This is a genomic window from Micromonospora sp. LOL_023, from assembly GCF_048060115.1.
In the GTDB taxonomy this organism is placed as follows: Bacteria; Actinomycetota; Actinomycetes; order Mycobacteriales; family Micromonosporaceae; genus Micromonospora_E.
Map to the genome: position 1 here is coordinate 29,094 of NZ_JBHMIM010000054.1, position 16,284 is coordinate 45,377.

General features: G+C 70.6%; 17 protein-coding genes. 15 read left to right on the forward strand and 2 right to left on the reverse strand.

Annotated elements, in window-relative coordinates; translation table 11 throughout:
* The first annotated feature begins 83 nt into the window (after window positions 1–83).
* The 8 genes from ACFHVL_RS24710 (at window position 84) to ACFHVL_RS24745 (ending at window position 6,946) form a co-directional block, all read left to right on the forward strand.
* Window positions 84–800 (forward strand): hypothetical protein, encoded by a 717-nt coding sequence (locus ACFHVL_RS24710; RefSeq protein WP_416630821.1) that lies wholly within the window; start codon window positions 84–86, stop codon window positions 798–800.
* A gap of 229 nt (window positions 801–1,029) precedes the next feature.
* Complete coding sequence (locus tag ACFHVL_RS24715) at window positions 1,030–1,626, forward strand: hypothetical protein (RefSeq protein ID WP_416630822.1); 597 nt, start codon at window positions 1,030–1,032, stop codon at window positions 1,624–1,626.
* The gene (locus tag ACFHVL_RS24720; RefSeq protein ID WP_416630823.1) at window positions 1,620–2,486 is read left to right on the forward strand and encodes a hypothetical protein; all 867 of its coding nucleotides are present in this window, start codon (window positions 1,620–1,622) and stop codon (window positions 2,484–2,486) included. The genes ACFHVL_RS24715 and ACFHVL_RS24720 overlap by 7 nt, the downstream gene beginning before the upstream one ends.
* Window positions 2,483–3,160, forward strand: a complete 678-nt coding sequence (locus ACFHVL_RS24725) for an SAF domain-containing protein (RefSeq protein WP_416630824.1) — start codon at window positions 2,483–2,485, stop codon at window positions 3,158–3,160. The genes ACFHVL_RS24720 and ACFHVL_RS24725 overlap by 4 nt, the downstream gene beginning before the upstream one ends.
* Window positions 3,161–3,181: 21 nt before the next feature.
* Entirely contained in the window at window positions 3,182–3,916 is a 735-nt protein-coding gene (locus ACFHVL_RS24730) for a hypothetical protein (RefSeq protein ID WP_416630825.1), read from the forward strand.
* The gene (locus tag ACFHVL_RS24735) at window positions 3,913–5,223 is read left to right on the forward strand and encodes a CpaF family protein (protein WP_416630826.1); all 1,311 of its coding nucleotides are present in this window, start codon (window positions 3,913–3,915) and stop codon (window positions 5,221–5,223) included. The genes ACFHVL_RS24730 and ACFHVL_RS24735 overlap by 4 nt, the downstream gene beginning before the upstream one ends.
* 2 nt (window positions 5,224–5,225) lie before the next feature.
* Complete coding sequence (locus ACFHVL_RS24740) at window positions 5,226–6,077, forward strand: type II secretion system F family protein (protein ID WP_416630827.1); 852 nt, start codon at window positions 5,226–5,228, stop codon at window positions 6,075–6,077.
* Complete coding sequence (locus tag ACFHVL_RS24745; protein ID WP_416630828.1) at window positions 6,074–6,946, forward strand: type II secretion system F family protein; 873 nt, start codon at window positions 6,074–6,076, stop codon at window positions 6,944–6,946. Before ACFHVL_RS24740 ends, ACFHVL_RS24745 begins: the two co-directional genes overlap by 4 nt.
* Window positions 6,947–7,112: 166 nt before the next feature.
* On the opposite strand, the gene ACFHVL_RS24750 is transcribed toward ACFHVL_RS24745, so the two are convergent.
* Window positions 7,113–7,628: a DUF6985 domain-containing protein gene (locus ACFHVL_RS24750; RefSeq protein ID WP_416630829.1), complete on the reverse strand. Its 516-nt coding sequence runs from the start codon at window positions 7,626–7,628 to the stop codon at window positions 7,113–7,115.
* Between the two features lie 434 nt (window positions 7,629–8,062).
* On the opposite strand from ACFHVL_RS24750, the gene ACFHVL_RS24755 reads away from it, so the two are divergent.
* The 6 genes from ACFHVL_RS24755 to ACFHVL_RS24780 are packed head-to-tail and all read left to right on the forward strand — an operon-like array spanning window position 8,063 to window position 14,193.
* Window positions 8,063–8,263, forward strand: a complete 201-nt coding sequence (locus ACFHVL_RS24755; protein WP_416630830.1) for a hypothetical protein — start codon at window positions 8,063–8,065, stop codon at window positions 8,261–8,263.
* Window positions 8,264–8,265: 2 nt separating this feature from the next.
* Window positions 8,266–8,715 (forward strand): TadE/TadG family type IV pilus assembly protein, encoded by a 450-nt coding sequence (locus tag ACFHVL_RS24760; RefSeq protein WP_416630831.1) that lies wholly within the window; start codon window positions 8,266–8,268, stop codon window positions 8,713–8,715.
* Window positions 8,716–8,726: 11 nt separating this feature from the next.
* Window positions 8,727–9,185 carry a hypothetical protein gene (locus ACFHVL_RS24765; protein ID WP_416630838.1) on the forward strand — a complete coding sequence of 153 codons (459 nt, stop codon included), beginning with the start codon at window positions 8,727–8,729 and terminating at the stop codon, window positions 9,183–9,185.
* Window positions 9,182–9,625: a pilus assembly protein TadG-related protein gene (locus ACFHVL_RS24770; protein WP_416630832.1), complete on the forward strand. Its 444-nt coding sequence runs from the start codon at window positions 9,182–9,184 to the stop codon at window positions 9,623–9,625. The genes ACFHVL_RS24765 and ACFHVL_RS24770 overlap by 4 nt, the downstream gene beginning before the upstream one ends.
* A gap of 30 nt (window positions 9,626–9,655) precedes the next feature.
* Window positions 9,656–12,763 carry a BTAD domain-containing putative transcriptional regulator gene (locus tag ACFHVL_RS24775; protein WP_416630833.1) on the forward strand — a complete coding sequence of 1,036 codons (3,108 nt, stop codon included), beginning with the start codon at window positions 9,656–9,658 and terminating at the stop codon, window positions 12,761–12,763.
* Window positions 12,760–14,193, forward strand: a complete 1,434-nt coding sequence (locus ACFHVL_RS24780) for a hypothetical protein (protein WP_416630834.1) — start codon at window positions 12,760–12,762, stop codon at window positions 14,191–14,193. Before ACFHVL_RS24775 ends, ACFHVL_RS24780 begins: the two co-directional genes overlap by 4 nt.
* Before the next feature lie 282 nt (window positions 14,194–14,475).
* Here ACFHVL_RS24780 and ACFHVL_RS24785 read toward each other — a convergent pair whose 3' ends face one another.
* Complete coding sequence (locus ACFHVL_RS24785; protein ID WP_416630835.1) at window positions 14,476–14,613, reverse strand: hypothetical protein; 138 nt, start codon at window positions 14,611–14,613, stop codon at window positions 14,476–14,478.
* Window positions 14,614–15,384: 771 nt separating this feature from the next.
* Here ACFHVL_RS24785 and ACFHVL_RS24790 point away from each other — a divergent pair.
* A partial coding sequence (locus ACFHVL_RS24790) for a tetratricopeptide repeat protein (protein WP_416630836.1) occupies window positions 15,385–16,284 on the forward strand: 900 nt, incomplete at its 3' end.

Consider the following 16,284-nt stretch of genomic DNA (forward strand, 5'->3'; position numbering starts at 1 on the left):
GCGGATCAAGTCTTGGGAAGACTGGGTTGGGGAAAAGTCGTAGGGTCAATCGACAAGGGTGGAGTCGTGGGTTCAGGATCACCATGGCGATACTTGGCGCGGTCTCCCTTGCCGGCCCTGTCCCGGATATGGGTGGTAACGGCAACGGGAATGTCGACTGCAGCGCCGATCCGAGCGCGCCTGGGTGCGAAGCCATTATCGGTGCGCCGGATGACGATGACGATGGCAGGGGCGGTGACGGGTTGAGCTCTGTGGTGAACCGTCGGCTTATGGCCTGTTTGGTTGGGGCATTGGCGCTGTTTGCTACGGCGTGTGGCTCCGACGAGACCTACGAAACACCGTCTACGTCGTCGCCTGCGACGGCATCGGGCACGCCGAGCCTTGACCCAGCCGACGAGGCAGAGCGAGACGCCCTGAGGGCGTACCGGGGCATGTGGGATGCATTGGTGGAGGCGGGCAAGGTGTCGGATCCCGACGCCCCCGACCTGCGTAGGCACGCCTCCGATCAGGCGCTGAGGTTGATCGTCAAGGCGCTCTACATCAATCGCGAGCAGGGTGAGGTTGTCCTCGGCGAGCTGGTACTTGACCCGGAGATCACGGCTCTCGTGCCTGCCACAGATCCCACCACGGCCACGGTCCTGGATTGCGTGAACGACGAGAACTGGTTGCAGTACAACGTATCCGGCGGTCCGGTCAACGAAGAGCCCGGAGGCAGACACCGCATGACCGCCACCGTCAATCGGACCGCCGAGGGCTGGCGGGTCAGCTCATTCCTCCTGGAGGAGACCGGGACATGCTGACCCGCGGACGACGACTCGCGACTCTCGCCATCGTCGTGGCGGCAGCCCTCGTGGTATCGCACTCAGTCGCGGACGCCGGCGGCGGTACCGGCGGTGTGCACTGCAGCGGGAACGACACTCGCCCGGTCTGTTAGGAGGTCGATCCAGGCATTCGTTCGTGAATCTTCCACGAAAAGCGGCCGCGAGTCAGCGCCGCTGACGCCACGAACCGTAAGGAGGCAGGACAGATATGACGATCCGTAGCAGACGGCAGACGTCCACCGCCCAACCGCGAGGCCGCCGGCTCCGTGTAGCGGGCTCGATGATCGGCCTGTGCCTGGCGGTCGGCGCAGGAGCATGCGACGCCGGGGACACCGGGCAGAAGCCTTCCTCCACCGTCTCCATCGCTGTGTCGGCGCCCAGCCAGGATCCGCGCGGTGCCGCCGAGAATGCCGCGCTGGACGCTTACCGAGGCATGTGGGCCGCTTATGCGAAGGCAGGGCTCACTGCCAACCCCGACGAGCCGGATCTGAGCCGATTCGCCAGTGACGGTGCGCTGGAGACGCTGAGACGCGGTCTGGCCGCCTACCGGGGCAAGAAGCAGGTACTCAAGGGCGAGTACGTCCTGAATCCACAGGTGGCCGAGGTGGTGCTGACCTCGTCACCCGCGACGGTGACGATCACCGACTGCATCGACGACAGCAGCTTCCTGGTCTACACGCAGTCGGGTGAGCCCATCAACGACGTGCCCGGGGGGCGGCAGGCCGCGCGCGCCACGGTCACGAACCTCGACGTCGGTGGCTGGAAGGTCACCAGCTTCGGCGTCCAGGACGTGGGATCATGCTGACGCGCCGTACCGTTCGATGCCTGATCGCCGCCAGTGTGGCCGCGATCGTGCTGACGCACGCGGGTCCGGCGGGTGCCGACGGCGGCATCGGCGGGGTCAACTGTAGACAGAATCCGTCGGCTCCTGAGTGTGAGGTCAGCGCTGGCACCCCCGGCGGGCAGGGCGACGCCGCTGGTGGCGGCCAGGGCCGTGGTGGTTCCGGTGACGGTTCGGGCGGCGGCGGTGACGGCGGCTGCTACTGGGCGCCGGTCGACGGGGACCTTCCTCCTCCGCCAGGAAAGGGGCCGCAGGGCGGCTGGTATGCGTGGACCTGCGTGGCCGACGGGCTCGGGACGCAGGACCCTCCGGTGTGGCTGGACCAGGCGCCGACGGTGGACCTGGTGGCGTTGGCGCAGACAGCGCGGTCGCGGCTGCGCCTGCCCTCGCCGCAGATCCGCACGAATCCAGCCGCAGCGCCGTTCGTGCTGGTGCGGGTGCCGGTGTGGCTGTGGGTGGATCCGGCGACGTGGGGCGCGCGGTCCGCCACGGCGTCGGTGCCAGGAGTGTCGGTCACCGCGACGGCGACGCCGACGCAGGTGGTGTGGTCATTCGGCGACGGCAGCGACGATTTGGCCTGCTCCGGGCCGGGCGAGCCGTGGAAGCGGGGCACGGACCCGCTGGCGTCCTCGCCGTGCGGGCATACCTACACCTCATCATCCGCTGTCGCGGCGGGATCGGCGTTCCAGCTGCAGGCGACGGTGACGTGGTCGGTCACCTGGTCCGGTGCCGGCGACGGAGGCACTCTCGCCCCGCTGACGACGACCTCGACCGTGTCCGTGCGGGTGGCGCAGTCCCAGGCAATCGTCGGAGGTAGCCAGTGAGCGTCACGACGGACCGCCCCCGCGCGGCGAACACCTCCACCGCGGATCTGCCGCCGTCACCCACCGGTACGCGGCGGCCGGGGCGGCGCAGTGGCCGGCGCGTCGTGGCCGGGGTGCTGCTGGTCCTGGCGACGGTGGTGACGTTCTGGCAGGTGGACCTGCGCCGGCACATCGACGAGCAGTTCCTCGCCGTCGCGCGGGATGTGCCCGCCGGGCAGGTCATCACCGACGCGGACCTGCGGGTGGCGCGGGTAGCGAACCCGTCCGGGCTGGCACTCGTCCCCGCTCAGGACAGCGGCGGGATTGTCGGGCGCACCGCGACGGTGCCGTTGGTGGCGGGGAGCCTGCTGGTGTCGGCGCAGGTCGGCCCGGTGGCGTGGCCCGCGGAGGGGGAGGCGGTAATCGCGGTGCCAGTCGCGCCGGGCCGGGCCCCGACGAGCCTGACCGCCGGATCGCGGGTGGTGGTGCTGGTCGCCCCAGCAGGCGGCGGGCAGCTAGCACCGCAGCAGGACGACGGCGTGCGCCGGGCGGTGGCCACGGTGGTGTCGGTGACGGCGGCCGCCGACCAGGTGGGAACGCAGCTGGTGACGGTGCTGCTCGCCGCAGACGAGGCGGAAGCGGTCGCGTCCGCCGCGGGCGACGTGACGCTGGTACAGCTCGGCCCGTCCCAGTGAGATTTCGAGGAGGCGTGGGAGATGTTGGTGGTGGTGGCGTCGGCGTCCGGCGCGCCGGGCGCGTCGACGGCGGCGTTGGGGCTGGCGGCGTTGTGGCCGGGCAGGCCAGGGCTGCTGGTGGAGGCCGACCCGACGGGTGGGGTGGTCGCGGCGCGGTTCGGGCTGGCGCAGGAACCCGGGCTGGCGTCCCTGGCGGCGGCGGCCCGCCACGGCGGGCACGCTGGCGGGGCGGCGCCGTACGTGCAGCAGATACCCCTGGGCTTGCACGTCCTCGTCGGGCCGGGTGCGGCCGAGACCGCCGCAGGTGCCGTGTCGGTCCTGTCCGGCCAGCCCGACGTGGTCGCGCGGTTGGCACCGGTGGTGGTCGCCGACGCAGGCCGCCTCTACGCCGCCAGCCCCGCGTCGGGCCTGCTACGCTCCGCCGACGCGGTCGTGCTGGTCGCCTCGGGGTCGACGGAGTACCTGGATCATCTGGACACCCGCCTGCCGGCGCTACGCGCCACGGCACGACCGGATCGCGTCGGCCTGGCGATCTCCGGCAGGTCCGCCTACACCCCGCAGGAGATCAGCGGACGTCTCGGCGTCCCGGTGTGGGCGCAGCTGCCCACCGACCGGTGGGGAGCTGGCGTCCTCGCGGGGCGGATGACGGGACAGGCGTGGACACGCACCCGCCTCGCCCAAGCCTTGCGTGCCCTCGCCGCGTCCCTCGCCGCAGGCGGGCAGCCGGCCCGTGCGGCGCTGGAGGTCGCGCGGTGACCGCCCCGGCCCTCAACGGCGGCACAGCCACGGCCGCGCCGGACGTGGTGGCGCGGCTGCGGGCCCGGGTCAGCGACCGCCTCGCCGGCCACGGCGCGCAGCTTCCCGACAGCGAACGTCACACGGTGATCGCCGGCTACATCGCCGAGGAACTCCTCGCCCACGCCCGCGAGGACATCGCGGCCGGCCGTGTGCCGCTCACTCCGCAGGCCGAGGCGGCCCTGGCGCGGGCGCTGCGTGACAGCTTCACCGGACTGGGCGGCCTGCAACGGCTGATCGACGACCCGCGGGTGGAGGACATCTTCGCCAACGGCTGCGACAACGTGTGGATCCGCACCACCGACGGGCAGATGCATCGGGTGCCGCCGGTCGCCGCCTCCGACGACGACCTGGTCGCCCTCGTACGGACAGCGGCGGCGCGCAGCGGGCAGGAGGAGCGCCGTTTCGACCGCGGCTCTCCTGGCCTGTCCCTGCGGCTGCCCGGCGGGCAGCGCCTGTTCGCCGTGATGGCGGTGGCGAAGCGGCCCAGCCTGTCGATCCGCCGCAACACGCTGCACCGGGTGAACCTGGAGGACCTCCGGGCGCGGGGAGAGATCACCGTCGGGCTGCGGGAACTCATCGCGGCGCTGGTGCGGGCCCGCAAGAACATCGTGATCTGCGGGGGCGTCGGCGTCGGCAAGACCACCATGCTGCGCGCCGCCGCCGGGGCGATCAGCCCGCTCGAGCGGATCGTGACCGTCGAGGACGCCTACGAACTCGGCCTCGACGAAGACATCGACGCCCACCCGAACACCACCGCGCTTCAGCAGCGCGAGCCGAACCTCGAAGGCGTCGGCGGCATCGACATGTCGACGATGGTGCGCTGGGGTCTGCGGATGCGCCCGGACCGGGTCATCGTCGGTGAGACCCGCGGCGCAGAGGCGGTGCCGATGCTGCTGGCCATGTCGCAGGGCAACGACGGGTCGATGTGCACCCTGCACGCCTCCTCATCGAAGCAGGCGTTGACGCGGTTGGCCATGTACGTCATACAGGCACCGGAGACGCTGACCTTCGACGCCGCGAACGTACTCATCGGCCAGGCCGTCGACTTCATCATCCATCTGGACGTCACCACCGACGGGACCCGCGTCGTGTCCTCCGTCCGCCAGGTCCTGGAGACCGACGGCACGCAGGTCCCCTCCAACGAGATCTACCGACCCGGCCCCGACCGCCGCGCGATCCCCGGCGCGCCGATCCGCGCCGACACCCTCGACGAGCTCACCGCCGCCGGCCTGAACCCCGACCTCCTGCACAGGGACCGGTGGTGAGCATGAACCTGCTGCCGATCCTGCTCGGTCTAGGCTGCGCCGCCGGCCTCGTCCTCATCACCGACGGGCTACGCCGCCGCCCACCCGGCACCCCCACCACCCGCGCGCGCAGGCCGTGGACATCGCCCGACCGTACCCGCCTCATCGCGGCCGTCACCGCCGGATTCGCCGCCGCGGTGGTCACCCGCTGGCCGGTCGCGGCGCTGCTGACCGCCGCCGGAGTATGGGCGTTACCCCGCGTCCTCGGCCCTGACCGGGAACACACCCGCGCGATCGCCCGGATCGAGGCCATCGCCACCTGGACCGAGCTGCTGCGCGACACCCTGTCATCGGCCGCCGGTCTGGAGCAGGCCATCACCGCCACCGCCCCGGTCACACCCCAGCCCATCCGCCCCCAGGTGCTGGCACTCGCAGGGGCGGTACGCGGCGGGGTGCGACTACCCGACGCGCTGCGCGCGTTCGCCGCCGACCTCGCAGACCCCACCGCCGACCTCGTCGTACGCGCCCTGACACAGGCCGCCGGCCACCACGGCGGCCAGCTCACCGAGAGCCTGACCAGCCTGGCCGCCACCGCCCGCGAGCAGGCGCAGATCCGGATGCGGGTCGCCACCACTCGGGCCACCACCCGGACCGCGGCGCGGGTCATCACCGGCACCTGCGTGGTCATGGTCGCCGGCCTCATCGTGCTCAACCGAGGCTTCCTCACCCCGTACAGCACCCTCACCGGGCAGATGGTCCTCCTCACCGTCGGCAGCATCTACGCCGCCGGATTCTGGTGGCTGGCCCACGCCTCCCGCATTCCCCAGCCGCCCCGCATCCTCGACGGCTCCAACCCGGGGCCGGCGTCGACATGAACGGCAACGTCCTCATCGCGGGCGCAGCAGCTGGGCTCGGGTTGCTGCTCATCGCCACCGGCCTGTGGCCCGCCCGACCGTCCCTCGCACACGCCCTCGACACCCTGCGCCGCCCGCCCACCCCCGCCAGCGAGCCGCTGCCGTGGCGCACCCGGATCCTGTCCGGGCCATGGACGGCACTCGGGCTCCCGACCGTCCGCACCCGCGCCGACCTGGAAGTCCTCGAGCGGCCCACTGCCACGCACCTGGCCGACCAGACCATCGCCGTCCTGGCCGGTCTGCTGCTCCCACCCGTCGTGATCGCGCTGCTCGCCGCCACCGGCACCACCATCAGCGCGCAGATACCACTGTGGGCATCCCTCGCCGGTGGTGCCGGCGGATGGTGGCTGGCCGAAACCACCGTCCACGCCGAAGCGCAACGACGCCGCGACGAACTCCGCCACGCCCTGTCCGCGGTCCTCGACCTGGTCGTCATCTCCCTGGCCGGCGGCGCCGGCCTCGAACAGGCCCTCGACGACGCCTGCGCCGACACCAACGGCTGGGCCGCCAACCGCCTCAACCGGACGGTCGCCACCGCCCGGCTGCTGCGGATCCCACCCTGGCAGTCCCTCGGCCAACTCGGTGAGGAAACCGGCGTCATCGAGCTGCAGGAACTCGCCGCGACCATGGGGCTCGCCGGCGCCGAAGGCGCCCGCATCCGCACCTCACTCGGCATCCGCGCCGCCACCATGCGCGCCCACCAGGCAACCGCCCTCGAAGCCAAAGCCAACTCCGCCACCGAACGCATGAGCATGCCCGTGATGCTCCTCGCGATCGGCTACATGATCTTCCTGCTCTACCCGGCCGTCGCCGCCATCGACACGTTCTAACCGGAAAGCCGTGGGTTCAGCAATTCCGAAGCTTCGTCAGGCAGGAACCGAAGGGAGGTAAGCAGTGATAAGGCTAGTTGATGGCTGGGGTTCAGGAACTGACGGCGGCGGCGTCCGCCGATCACTGGTGGTGGACGGTGGGCGAGGGCTACCCGCACGGGACCCGTCACCACCGGTGGTAGATGACGCCTTCGAGGTCGTCGCGGTGGAAGGCGGCGGCGTTGGTGAAGTGGCCGTCGTACGGGCCGACTTTCGTGACCTGCCGTCCGGCTTGGACAACGATCTGGAGTCCATGTTCCGGCTCCCAGTCGCAGTCACATTCCACGACGACGTACACGTGCCGGTCGCGGAAGCTGTCCCGCGCGACGGTGACCTCGACCGGGCGGATGTGCGCCCAGACCTGGTCCGGGTGGGAGATCGACACCGGCATGGAGCCGTCGGTGACCTCGGACGCGATGTCCTGGTAGTAGTCGAAGATCGCCAGCGCGGCGGTCAGAACAGACTCGTCGATGCTGAGGAACGCGGCGATGGCGGCATGGAACTCTTCCTTGGCCGGATCGTCGTCGTATCCGTCGATCATCAGGGAGCAGGTGCCCCCACCCAGGGCCGGCACGGTGACAGGCTCGCCGCGGTACCGCCCGTCGACGTCCTCGATGACCGATCCGAGACCAGGGATGTCCATCCGGACACCCTACGGCGACAGCGATCCGGTCGATGGTCCCGCTGGTGCGACGCCGGTGACCCCACGCCGATCAGCGGTTCGCGCTGGCCCAGCGACGTCGCCGGTCAGCGGGTGCGCGCGCCCACAGCGGGAGCGCCGGCCGCACACCGGACCCAGGCCCCATGCCCGGGTGTGGTCGGCCCGCCTGCCGCATCGCACGACAGACATCAATCCATCAGCGGGTTTGTTCCGCCCGCTCGTCTCGAAGATCACCCGATGTCGGCAATCCCGACCGTCTTCGGCCCACGGCGGCGACGTGACAGGCCGGCCCTGCCCATCACTTCCGCCCTGGGCGGCAGGCCGCGTGGACACATCGTGGAACAGCTCATGGACCGACGGTCTGCCGTCGTACGCGAACAGCCTCCTCCACCCACAACAACCCCGGGAGCAGTCCAATGACCAGAGCATTCGCCATGCTGACCATCGTCCGCCTCGCGCTGACCGACCGGATGCGGGAAATATGCGAGGACGGCGACCGTGGTTCCGAAACCACCGAGAAGGTCCTGTGGATCGCGTTCCTCGTGCTGCTCGTCGCCGGGGTGTACGCGATCTTCCAGTCCAAGATCATCACGAAGATCACCGGCATCACCCTGTGACGATGGCCGCCACACACCCGCCCCGACGCCGACGCCGCCCTGGTGGTGACCGTGGCTCGACCACCACCGAGGTGGTGCTCTACGCCCCGCTGCTCATGTTGCTGGTCCTGCTGGGGGTGCAGTTCGCGACCTGGGGCCTGGCGCAGTTGGCCGTGCAGCACGCGGCCCACCACGCGCTGCAGACCACCCGGGTGCAGGGCGGCACTGTCGCGGCGGGCCAGGCCGACGCCGACGCCGTGCTCACCCAGATCGCCGGCACTCTGGTCAGCGACCGGCAGATCCAGGTGACCCGCACCGCCGACACCGCCACCGTCCGCATCAGCGCCGCCGCACCCCAGGTCGTGCCGTTCCTCACCCTCGGCGTGTCGACCACGGTGGCCGCGCCGGTCGAACGGTTCCGCCCCGACCTCGACACGCTGGGACTCGGTCTGTCCAGAGGAGGCCACCGGTGAGAAGAACGCGGGTGCCAGCGGGCCCCGATCGTCTACGCACTCGCCGCTTCGTCAGGTTGCGGGAGGATGAGGGGTCGGTATCCACCGAGATCGCGCTGACCTACGTGCCATTGATGGTCCTCGCCGCTCTGGCCATCGTCGCCTGCCTGCGGCTCGCCTCGGCCGACAATGACGTGCACGCTGCGGCTGCGGCCGCTGCTCGCCAGGCGTCCCTCGCTCGGACTCCCGCCGGCGCGGTGGCCGGTGGACGAGACGCCGCCGCAGCGACCCTGCAGGGCCGGGCCATGACGTGCCAACCTCACAGCACGTCGGTCAGCACCGGCGGCCTGGCCCCGGGCGGTCAGGTGTCCGTCACCGTAGTGTGCACCGTTCACCTGGAAGACCTGTTCGGCCTGGGTCTACCCGGGTCGGTGACGTTGTCGAGCACGGCGTCGCAGCCCGTCGACCGGTACATCGGGTCGACACCATGAAGCGCCTGCGTACCGCGCTGCAGAACGCGTCGCGAAATGACCAGGGTCAGACCACCCCGTGGACGATCGTCGGCGTCGTTGTCGTCTTGATCCTCGCCGGCCTGGTCCTCGACCTCGGTCTGGGCATGTCCGACAAGGTGCGGATGCTCGATGTCGCCCAGGCCGCCGCCCGGGCCGGTGCCCGCGAGATCGACCTCGCCACCTACCGCGCCAACGGCACCGTCCAACTCCAACCCGCGCAGGCCGCCGCCGCGGCGAGGGCGTTCGCCCAGCAGACCGGCGCCGGTCAGGTCACGGTGTCCGCCACCACCACCACCGTCACCGTGACCATCACCGGCACCCGGCAGACCCAACTTCTGCACCTCGTCGGTATCACCAGCCTGCCCGTATCGGCGACGGCGACCGCCACCCCGCTGACCGGCGTCACCGCACCCCTCTGACCGAACCCCCTCGCACGACCGGGAGCACCAGTGTTCGCATTCCTCGCCGCCACGGCCCGCAGGCTGGCCGGACTCGCGCTCCTGGTCCTGCTCACCGCCGGCGTTCCGTACGCACTGATCCGCTACGTCGGCTGGCCTCTACCCGCCCAGGTCCCCACCATGCAGGACATCGGCACGGCCCTGACCTCGCCACTGACCGACACCATGCTCGGCAACCTCATCGTGTGCCTACTCTGGGTGGCCTGGGCGGCGTGGGTCTGGTCACTGATCGCGGAGCTCTTCGAGACGGTGGCGGGTATCCGCCTCCCCCAGCCCGCCGCCATCGCGCCCGCCAGGGGACTCGCCGCACTCCTGGTCGCCGCGATCACCGGCGGCGTCCTCGCCACCGCGGCCCAGGCCGCGCCGACCCTGACCCGGGCCGCCGAGGCGACCGGTCACAGCACCAGCGTCACCGTGTCGACCGCTCCGGCGGCGAACACCATCTCCAACACCACCTCGGCAGCGGTGTTCGCGGAACCTCTCCGTGTCCGAGCTGAGCAGCCGGCGACCCTCGCGCGGCTCACCCCCACCGCGGCGGGAGAGACCGTGTCAGCCCAGCTGGTGGCCGGCCAGATGACGCTCGTCTCGGCCGGGCAGACCTACACCTGCGAGGTGAAACATGGCGACACCCTGTCGGCGATCGCACAAGAGTGGCTCGGTGATGCCAACAGGTGGCCCGAGATCTTCGCCCTGAACCGGGGCACCCACTTCAGCGACGTCGGCGGCACGCTCACGAACCCGAACCTGATCTACCCCGGCTGGACCCTAGAACTGCCCGACGACGCCACACCACCAGCCGGCGCGCCGTCACGGACCGGACCGCCACCTGCCGACCCCGACGCCACGGGACCGCACCAGCCAGCACCCGCTACCGCCCCTCCAGCGTCGACACAGCCCCCGTACACCGACCAGCCACCATCCGCGAACCCGTCCCCCAGTTCCACCGCTGCGGTCCGTGACGGTGATGACGGCGTGGTGGAACCCGAGCCGCCGGCCGCCCCCGCCGCGCCTGATCCCTCACCAACGGCTGGAACTGCGGCGGCCACCCCCGAGACGCCGTCCGAACAGCAGGCTCCCCCTCCGGGGCCGGAACCATCGCCGGGTGTCTTGATCGGCACCGGCAGTTGGCTGGACCTGGGACTTGTCGCCGCGATCCTCGGAGCCGTCGCGCTCGTCTGGGCGCACCGCCGTCGCCGCTACGCCCCTCGGCCGCCCGCTGCCCGGCTGCGCCTGGATGACCCGACTGTCGAGCCGATGCCCGAGGTGGTCACCCGGATCCGTCGCGGCCTGCGCCGCCCGACGCCGACCCGGGAGGCGGTCGCGGACACTCCACTCGACGAACTCATCACGCATCCCGACGCGGACGAGCCGGACGCGACCGACGGCGTGCCCGCAGCCGCCCAGACGGCGACCCCGCCGGAGCCGGTCACGCCCGCGCTGGCCAGCCCGGTGATGGAGGTCTGGCCACCCGCCGGACTCGGTCTGACCGGACCGGGCGCCGAGGCGGCGGCGCGAGGCTTCCTGGTGTCCGCCCTCGCGGCCGGAGGGCTCGACGAGCCCAACGGGCGCGGCTACGTCGTCATCCCCTCCGGCACCCTCGCCACCCTGCTGGGTGCCGCCGCCGTCACCGTGCCGGACACGCCCCGGCTGACCGTCACCGGCGGGCTCACCGACGCCCTGATGTTCCTCGAGGAGCAGACCCTGCACCGCACCCGGGTGTGCTTCGACTACGAGGTCGACACCATCACCGGCCTGCGGGACGCGGACCCGATGGCCGAACCCCTGCCGCCGCTGGTGCTCATCGCCGACACCACCGCCGCCCACGAACGCGCCCGCATCGCCGCGCTGCTCGCCCAGGGCCAGCGCCTCGACATCCACGGAATCCTGCTCGGCGCCTGGCCCGACGGTGACACCGTCGTCGTGGCCGACGACGGTGTCACCAGCCCCGCCGAAGGCGACGCGAACCGGCACGGCCGGCATCCCGCCGACGTCGGCCGCCTCACCGTCATCGACCCGACCGAGGCCGCCGACCTGTTGCGAGTTCTCGCCGAGTCTCACACCGGCGAACCCCAGCCACCGGCACCCGCCGAGCGTGCGGCACCGCCCACCCCCGACGCCGAGCCGGCCGACGTCGGCAACGCGACGGTCCACAACGACGACGAGACCGCCCCGCCCACCGATCCGACCGAGCCCGACGACGCACCAGCCACCACCTCACCCCCCGATCATCGACCCGATGACGGCGCGGTCGTCGAATCACCCGCCGACGACGACCGCGTCGAACCCGAAAAGCACGCCACCGCCCCACCCGACGACGGCGACGACGCCGCAACCGGGCGGGTCGAGGTCCGAGTGCTCGGGGACGCCCACGTCGTCGACATCGACACCACACAGCCGTTGCGTGGCAAGTCCCTGGAACTACTGGTCTACCTGGCCGCCCGGGGAGGTACCACGAGCCAGGAGGCGATCCTGGAAGACCTGCTGCCGGAGGCCACGAGCAGCAAGGCCCCGCACCGGCTGCACACCTACGTCTACAACCTGCGCCGGGTCCTCAAACGCACCGGCGGCCCCGCCACCTACCTGTCCCACCCCGGCCGCCGGTACATCCTGCACCGCGACACCGTCGACGTGGACCTGTGGCGGATGAGCGACGCCCTCGACGAGGCGAACAGGGCCGCCGACCCCGCCGACCGGACCTCCGCGCTGCGTCGCGCCGTCAACGCCTACCAAGGTCCGCTCGCCGACAGCAAAGAGTACGAGTGGATCGAGCCGTACCGGGAGGCCGTGCAGCGGCAGGCAGTCGACGCCGCCCTCGCGCTGGCCGAGGAACTCGACGACCAACCCGCCGACGCGCTCGCCGTCCTCACCACCGCGATCGGGCACAGCCCCTACGCCGAGACGCTGTACCAGGCTGCCATGCGCGCCCACGCGGCGCTCGGCGACCCCGCGGCGATCCGCGACCTGCAGCGTCAGCTCGCCCGGTCCCTCGACGAGATCGACACCGAGGCCAGCGACGAGACGACCGCCCTGGCCCGCGCGTTGGTGAACCGGCTGCAGCGCGGCCCCCGCGTGGGCGGGGAGGGCAAGGCCCCGCCATGATCGACAGCTACATGGGTCCGGGCCGGGCCAACGGCACCACCTGGCACCCGCCGGCTCCCGTCCGGCAGGCCCCCGCCGGGGCTCCGCCCACCCGAAACGGTCCACCGGTCGAGGAGCAGCCCGACACGCAACTAGAGCAGGCTGTCCGCCGCGCCGGGCAGATGCGGGCGGTCTTCTACGTCGTCGTGCTGCTCGTGGCCCTCACCGGGCAGGTCACGGGAGCGACGCAGAAGCTCGACATCCACCTGCTCCTTGCGATCCCCGCGGTCGGCGCGCTGGAACTGGGCGGCGTCGTGGTGATGGCCAACGCGGACGTGCGACGCCGGCTGGGAGAGCGCGCTATCGCCTCCCGGATCCTGTCAGCCGCCATCGCGGCCGGCGCGGTCACGTTCAACTGGCTGGCCCACGACAACCACCTCCTCGGTGGCTTCTTCGCCGGCATGTCGCTGCTCGGGTACCTGGTCTGGTTGATGCACGTCGAGAACGTGCGACGGGACCGGCTGCGGGCCATCGGCGCGCTTCCGCCGACCACACCGGCCTACGAGATCGTCGGGCACTGGCTGCGCCACCCCCTGATCACCCACCGCGCCCGGTCGATGGCCAAGACCGACCCAGGGCTCGGCCTCTACGGGTCACTCGACGCGGCACGCGCCGCACGACGCCGCGAGCGGCGTGACGCCGCGATCGCGAAGGTCCTCCGCCGCAAGATCGCGGCGACGGTCGACCCGACCACCGCCACGATCGCCGTGCACGTCTACGACCTCGACCAGATCGCCGCTCGCCTGGCGAACACCGCCGACTACGACGGCCTCACCAACCTCATCGCCGCCGACCTCACTCCCACACGGATCGCCACCCCAGCGAAGCGACCCGTGCAGGTACGCCTCGGCCGATGGCGCACACGAGCCGGGCGCCCCAGCCCCGCAACGGAGCCGCTCCCCCGCCCGGACGAGCCACCGGGCGACCCGTACGTCGAACCGACGCCGCGTACAACCGCCGATTCCGAGCGGGACCGGCCAGCCACCGACGACCTTCCCGCCCACGGTCAGCCCACGCCGTCCGCCGAGCCGGCAGAAGAGCACACTGGCGACGGCGCGCAGCCACCGCGATCCGGTCCGGACGGGTCAACGCCAACGGCCGTGGGCGCGACTCCCACCGATCCCGAGCCGCCGCCGCACGCTCCCCAGGCCCGGGCGGACGGTGGCGACGAGCCACCAACACCGGCCGACGACGACCCGCCGACGCCAGGAGACGACGGCGAGCCGCCCGAGGTCCCGGGCGAGACAGCCGCCGCCGTCGCCTACTGGCTCGACGTCGACCCGCGGATGGGGTACGACGAGATCGCACGGCGGATCGGCCGGACGGAGCGAACCGTCCGCCGTAACCTGCCTCCCGGCTTTCGCCGGCCGAGCGTGCGCGGACGAACATAGGTTCGCGAGCCTCGACCGGACGCGGTCACCGCGACCGCGGAAGCAGCCGGTGCGAACAAAAAAGGGCCACCGTTCTCACTCGGGCAGGCGGGGCACCGCGAAGTGCCCCGCCCGTCATCCGGTGTGCTGTCGGCCGCTAACCGCCGTCGCACGGCGCTGGCCGGAGCGTAATCGCGGACCGGGATGCCTGCTGATCGGGTTGCGGCTTCCAGTCATCCGCATCCTGTTGTGTAGTGAATGGACCGACGGCCACCAGACAACGGTGTGCTCGATCGAACAGGATCAGACAGGTCGCGGCGCTGTCGGCCGGGCCAGCGGCGACCATACAGCGACGTCGAGGTGCTCGGGGGCGATCGCCAGCAGGCGTTGGTACGCGCGGTTGCCGACGTCGAAGGCGTGTTGGGTTGCCGTATCAGACATGGGATGTTCCTGACGTGAGAGTTCGATGCGGAGGCTTCCCGCGCGGCGGCTTCGGTCCGCGACCGGCTCGTGTGGGCGACAAGCCAGTGAGGGCGGGCGGCGGAGATGGTGTGTCGACCGCCGGTGACGCCGTGCTTCGGGCCGCGAGTGCGGATCGGTGGTGTGGCGGGGGTAAGGGGTTGGTGCCGCCGCCGGGGTAGGTGGGGGCGATCAGGCGGCGGAGCAGGGTGATGGCTCCGTTGTCGCAGGGGTCGACGACGGTCGCGACAAGGCCTTCGGCGGTTCCCGGCATGCGGGTGAGGACGTAGACGGTGCCGTCGGTGTCGACCGCGTCGATGCATTGGACGTCGGTCGGTCTCGACCTACGCACGGCAGCTGACCCCGCGGCATGGCGACGGTCAAAGTTGGTGACGTTGCGTGACGGGTGTTGCTGAGTCGGCCGTTTCCTCGACGTGCTGATCTGCCGATGAGCGGATGGGCTACTGGATGATCGTCCCTGTGCTGCTTTGATCACAGTCAGTATCGTGAGCGAGCGTCCTGCTCTGGTCGCTGGTGGCGGCGGTCGGGTAGCGGCCACAGCTAGTGTCGGTGGTAGATGCTGGGGTGGTCGACGACGAGGTCGGGTTGATGCTCGTCGCGGCAACGGTTGCGATCGGTACGAGTGGGGGGGTACCCACTGATAAATGCGGAAGGGAGTCAAACAATTTCATGCCAGATGATCGATCAACGCCAAGGATAGCGGCCTCCGGTGACCGATCCGTAGCCGCCTCAGTGAACTACGGTTTCGTCAACACCGGTTCGTCGGCGGTCTTCGTCGGCAGAGACATCGTTGCCTACAACCACGGAAGGTTTGATTCGGCACACGGAGACATCGAACAAAAGAATCTACTATTGACTGAGGCGGAAGCTGCGTTAGGGCCCGATCACCCAGAAGTCGCCGAACGCCTCAGCGACCTAGCAACGGCGTACAGAGACCAGGGACGCACCTCGGAAGCGATTCCCCTCCTGCAACGAGCGATGACAATCAGTGAAGCTGCGTTAGGGCCCGATCACCCAGAAGTCGCCGAACGCCTCAGCGACCTAGCAACGGCGTTCTATTCAATGGGCAAGGCAAGCGAAGCTTTGCCCTTAGAACGCCGAGCACTCGAGAGCACTGTTACAGCTTTCGGCGAGCATCATCCTCAGGTAGCGATTCGACTTGGAAATCTTGCGGCTATCCTCTATTCCTTGGGACGGGAATCCGAGGCACTTCCGCTCGAGGAGCGCGCCTTACTTGTGAGCCAGGAAATATTCGGTGATCATCATCCCGATGTTGCTACGAGGCTTAGCAATCTCGCAGTTACCCTCCACGCCCTAGGTCGCGCTTCGGAAGCAATTCCGCTGCTGCAACGTGCGGTAAGCATCAGCGAATCCACGCTCGGAGGAGATCATCCTGATTATGGTGCAAGGCTGAGCAATCTGGCGGCTGCGTATAGGGATCTTGGCCGGGCGGCCGAGGCAATCCCGCTTCTGCAGCGCGCGCTTGCCATTACAGAGTCCGCCCTCGGACCCGATCATCCCGACACTGCCATCCGTCTCAGCAACTTAGCGGCTGTGTACCGGGATCTTGGCCGGGCGGCCGAGGCAATCCCGCTTCTGCAGCGCGCGCTTGCCATTACAGAGTCCGCCCTC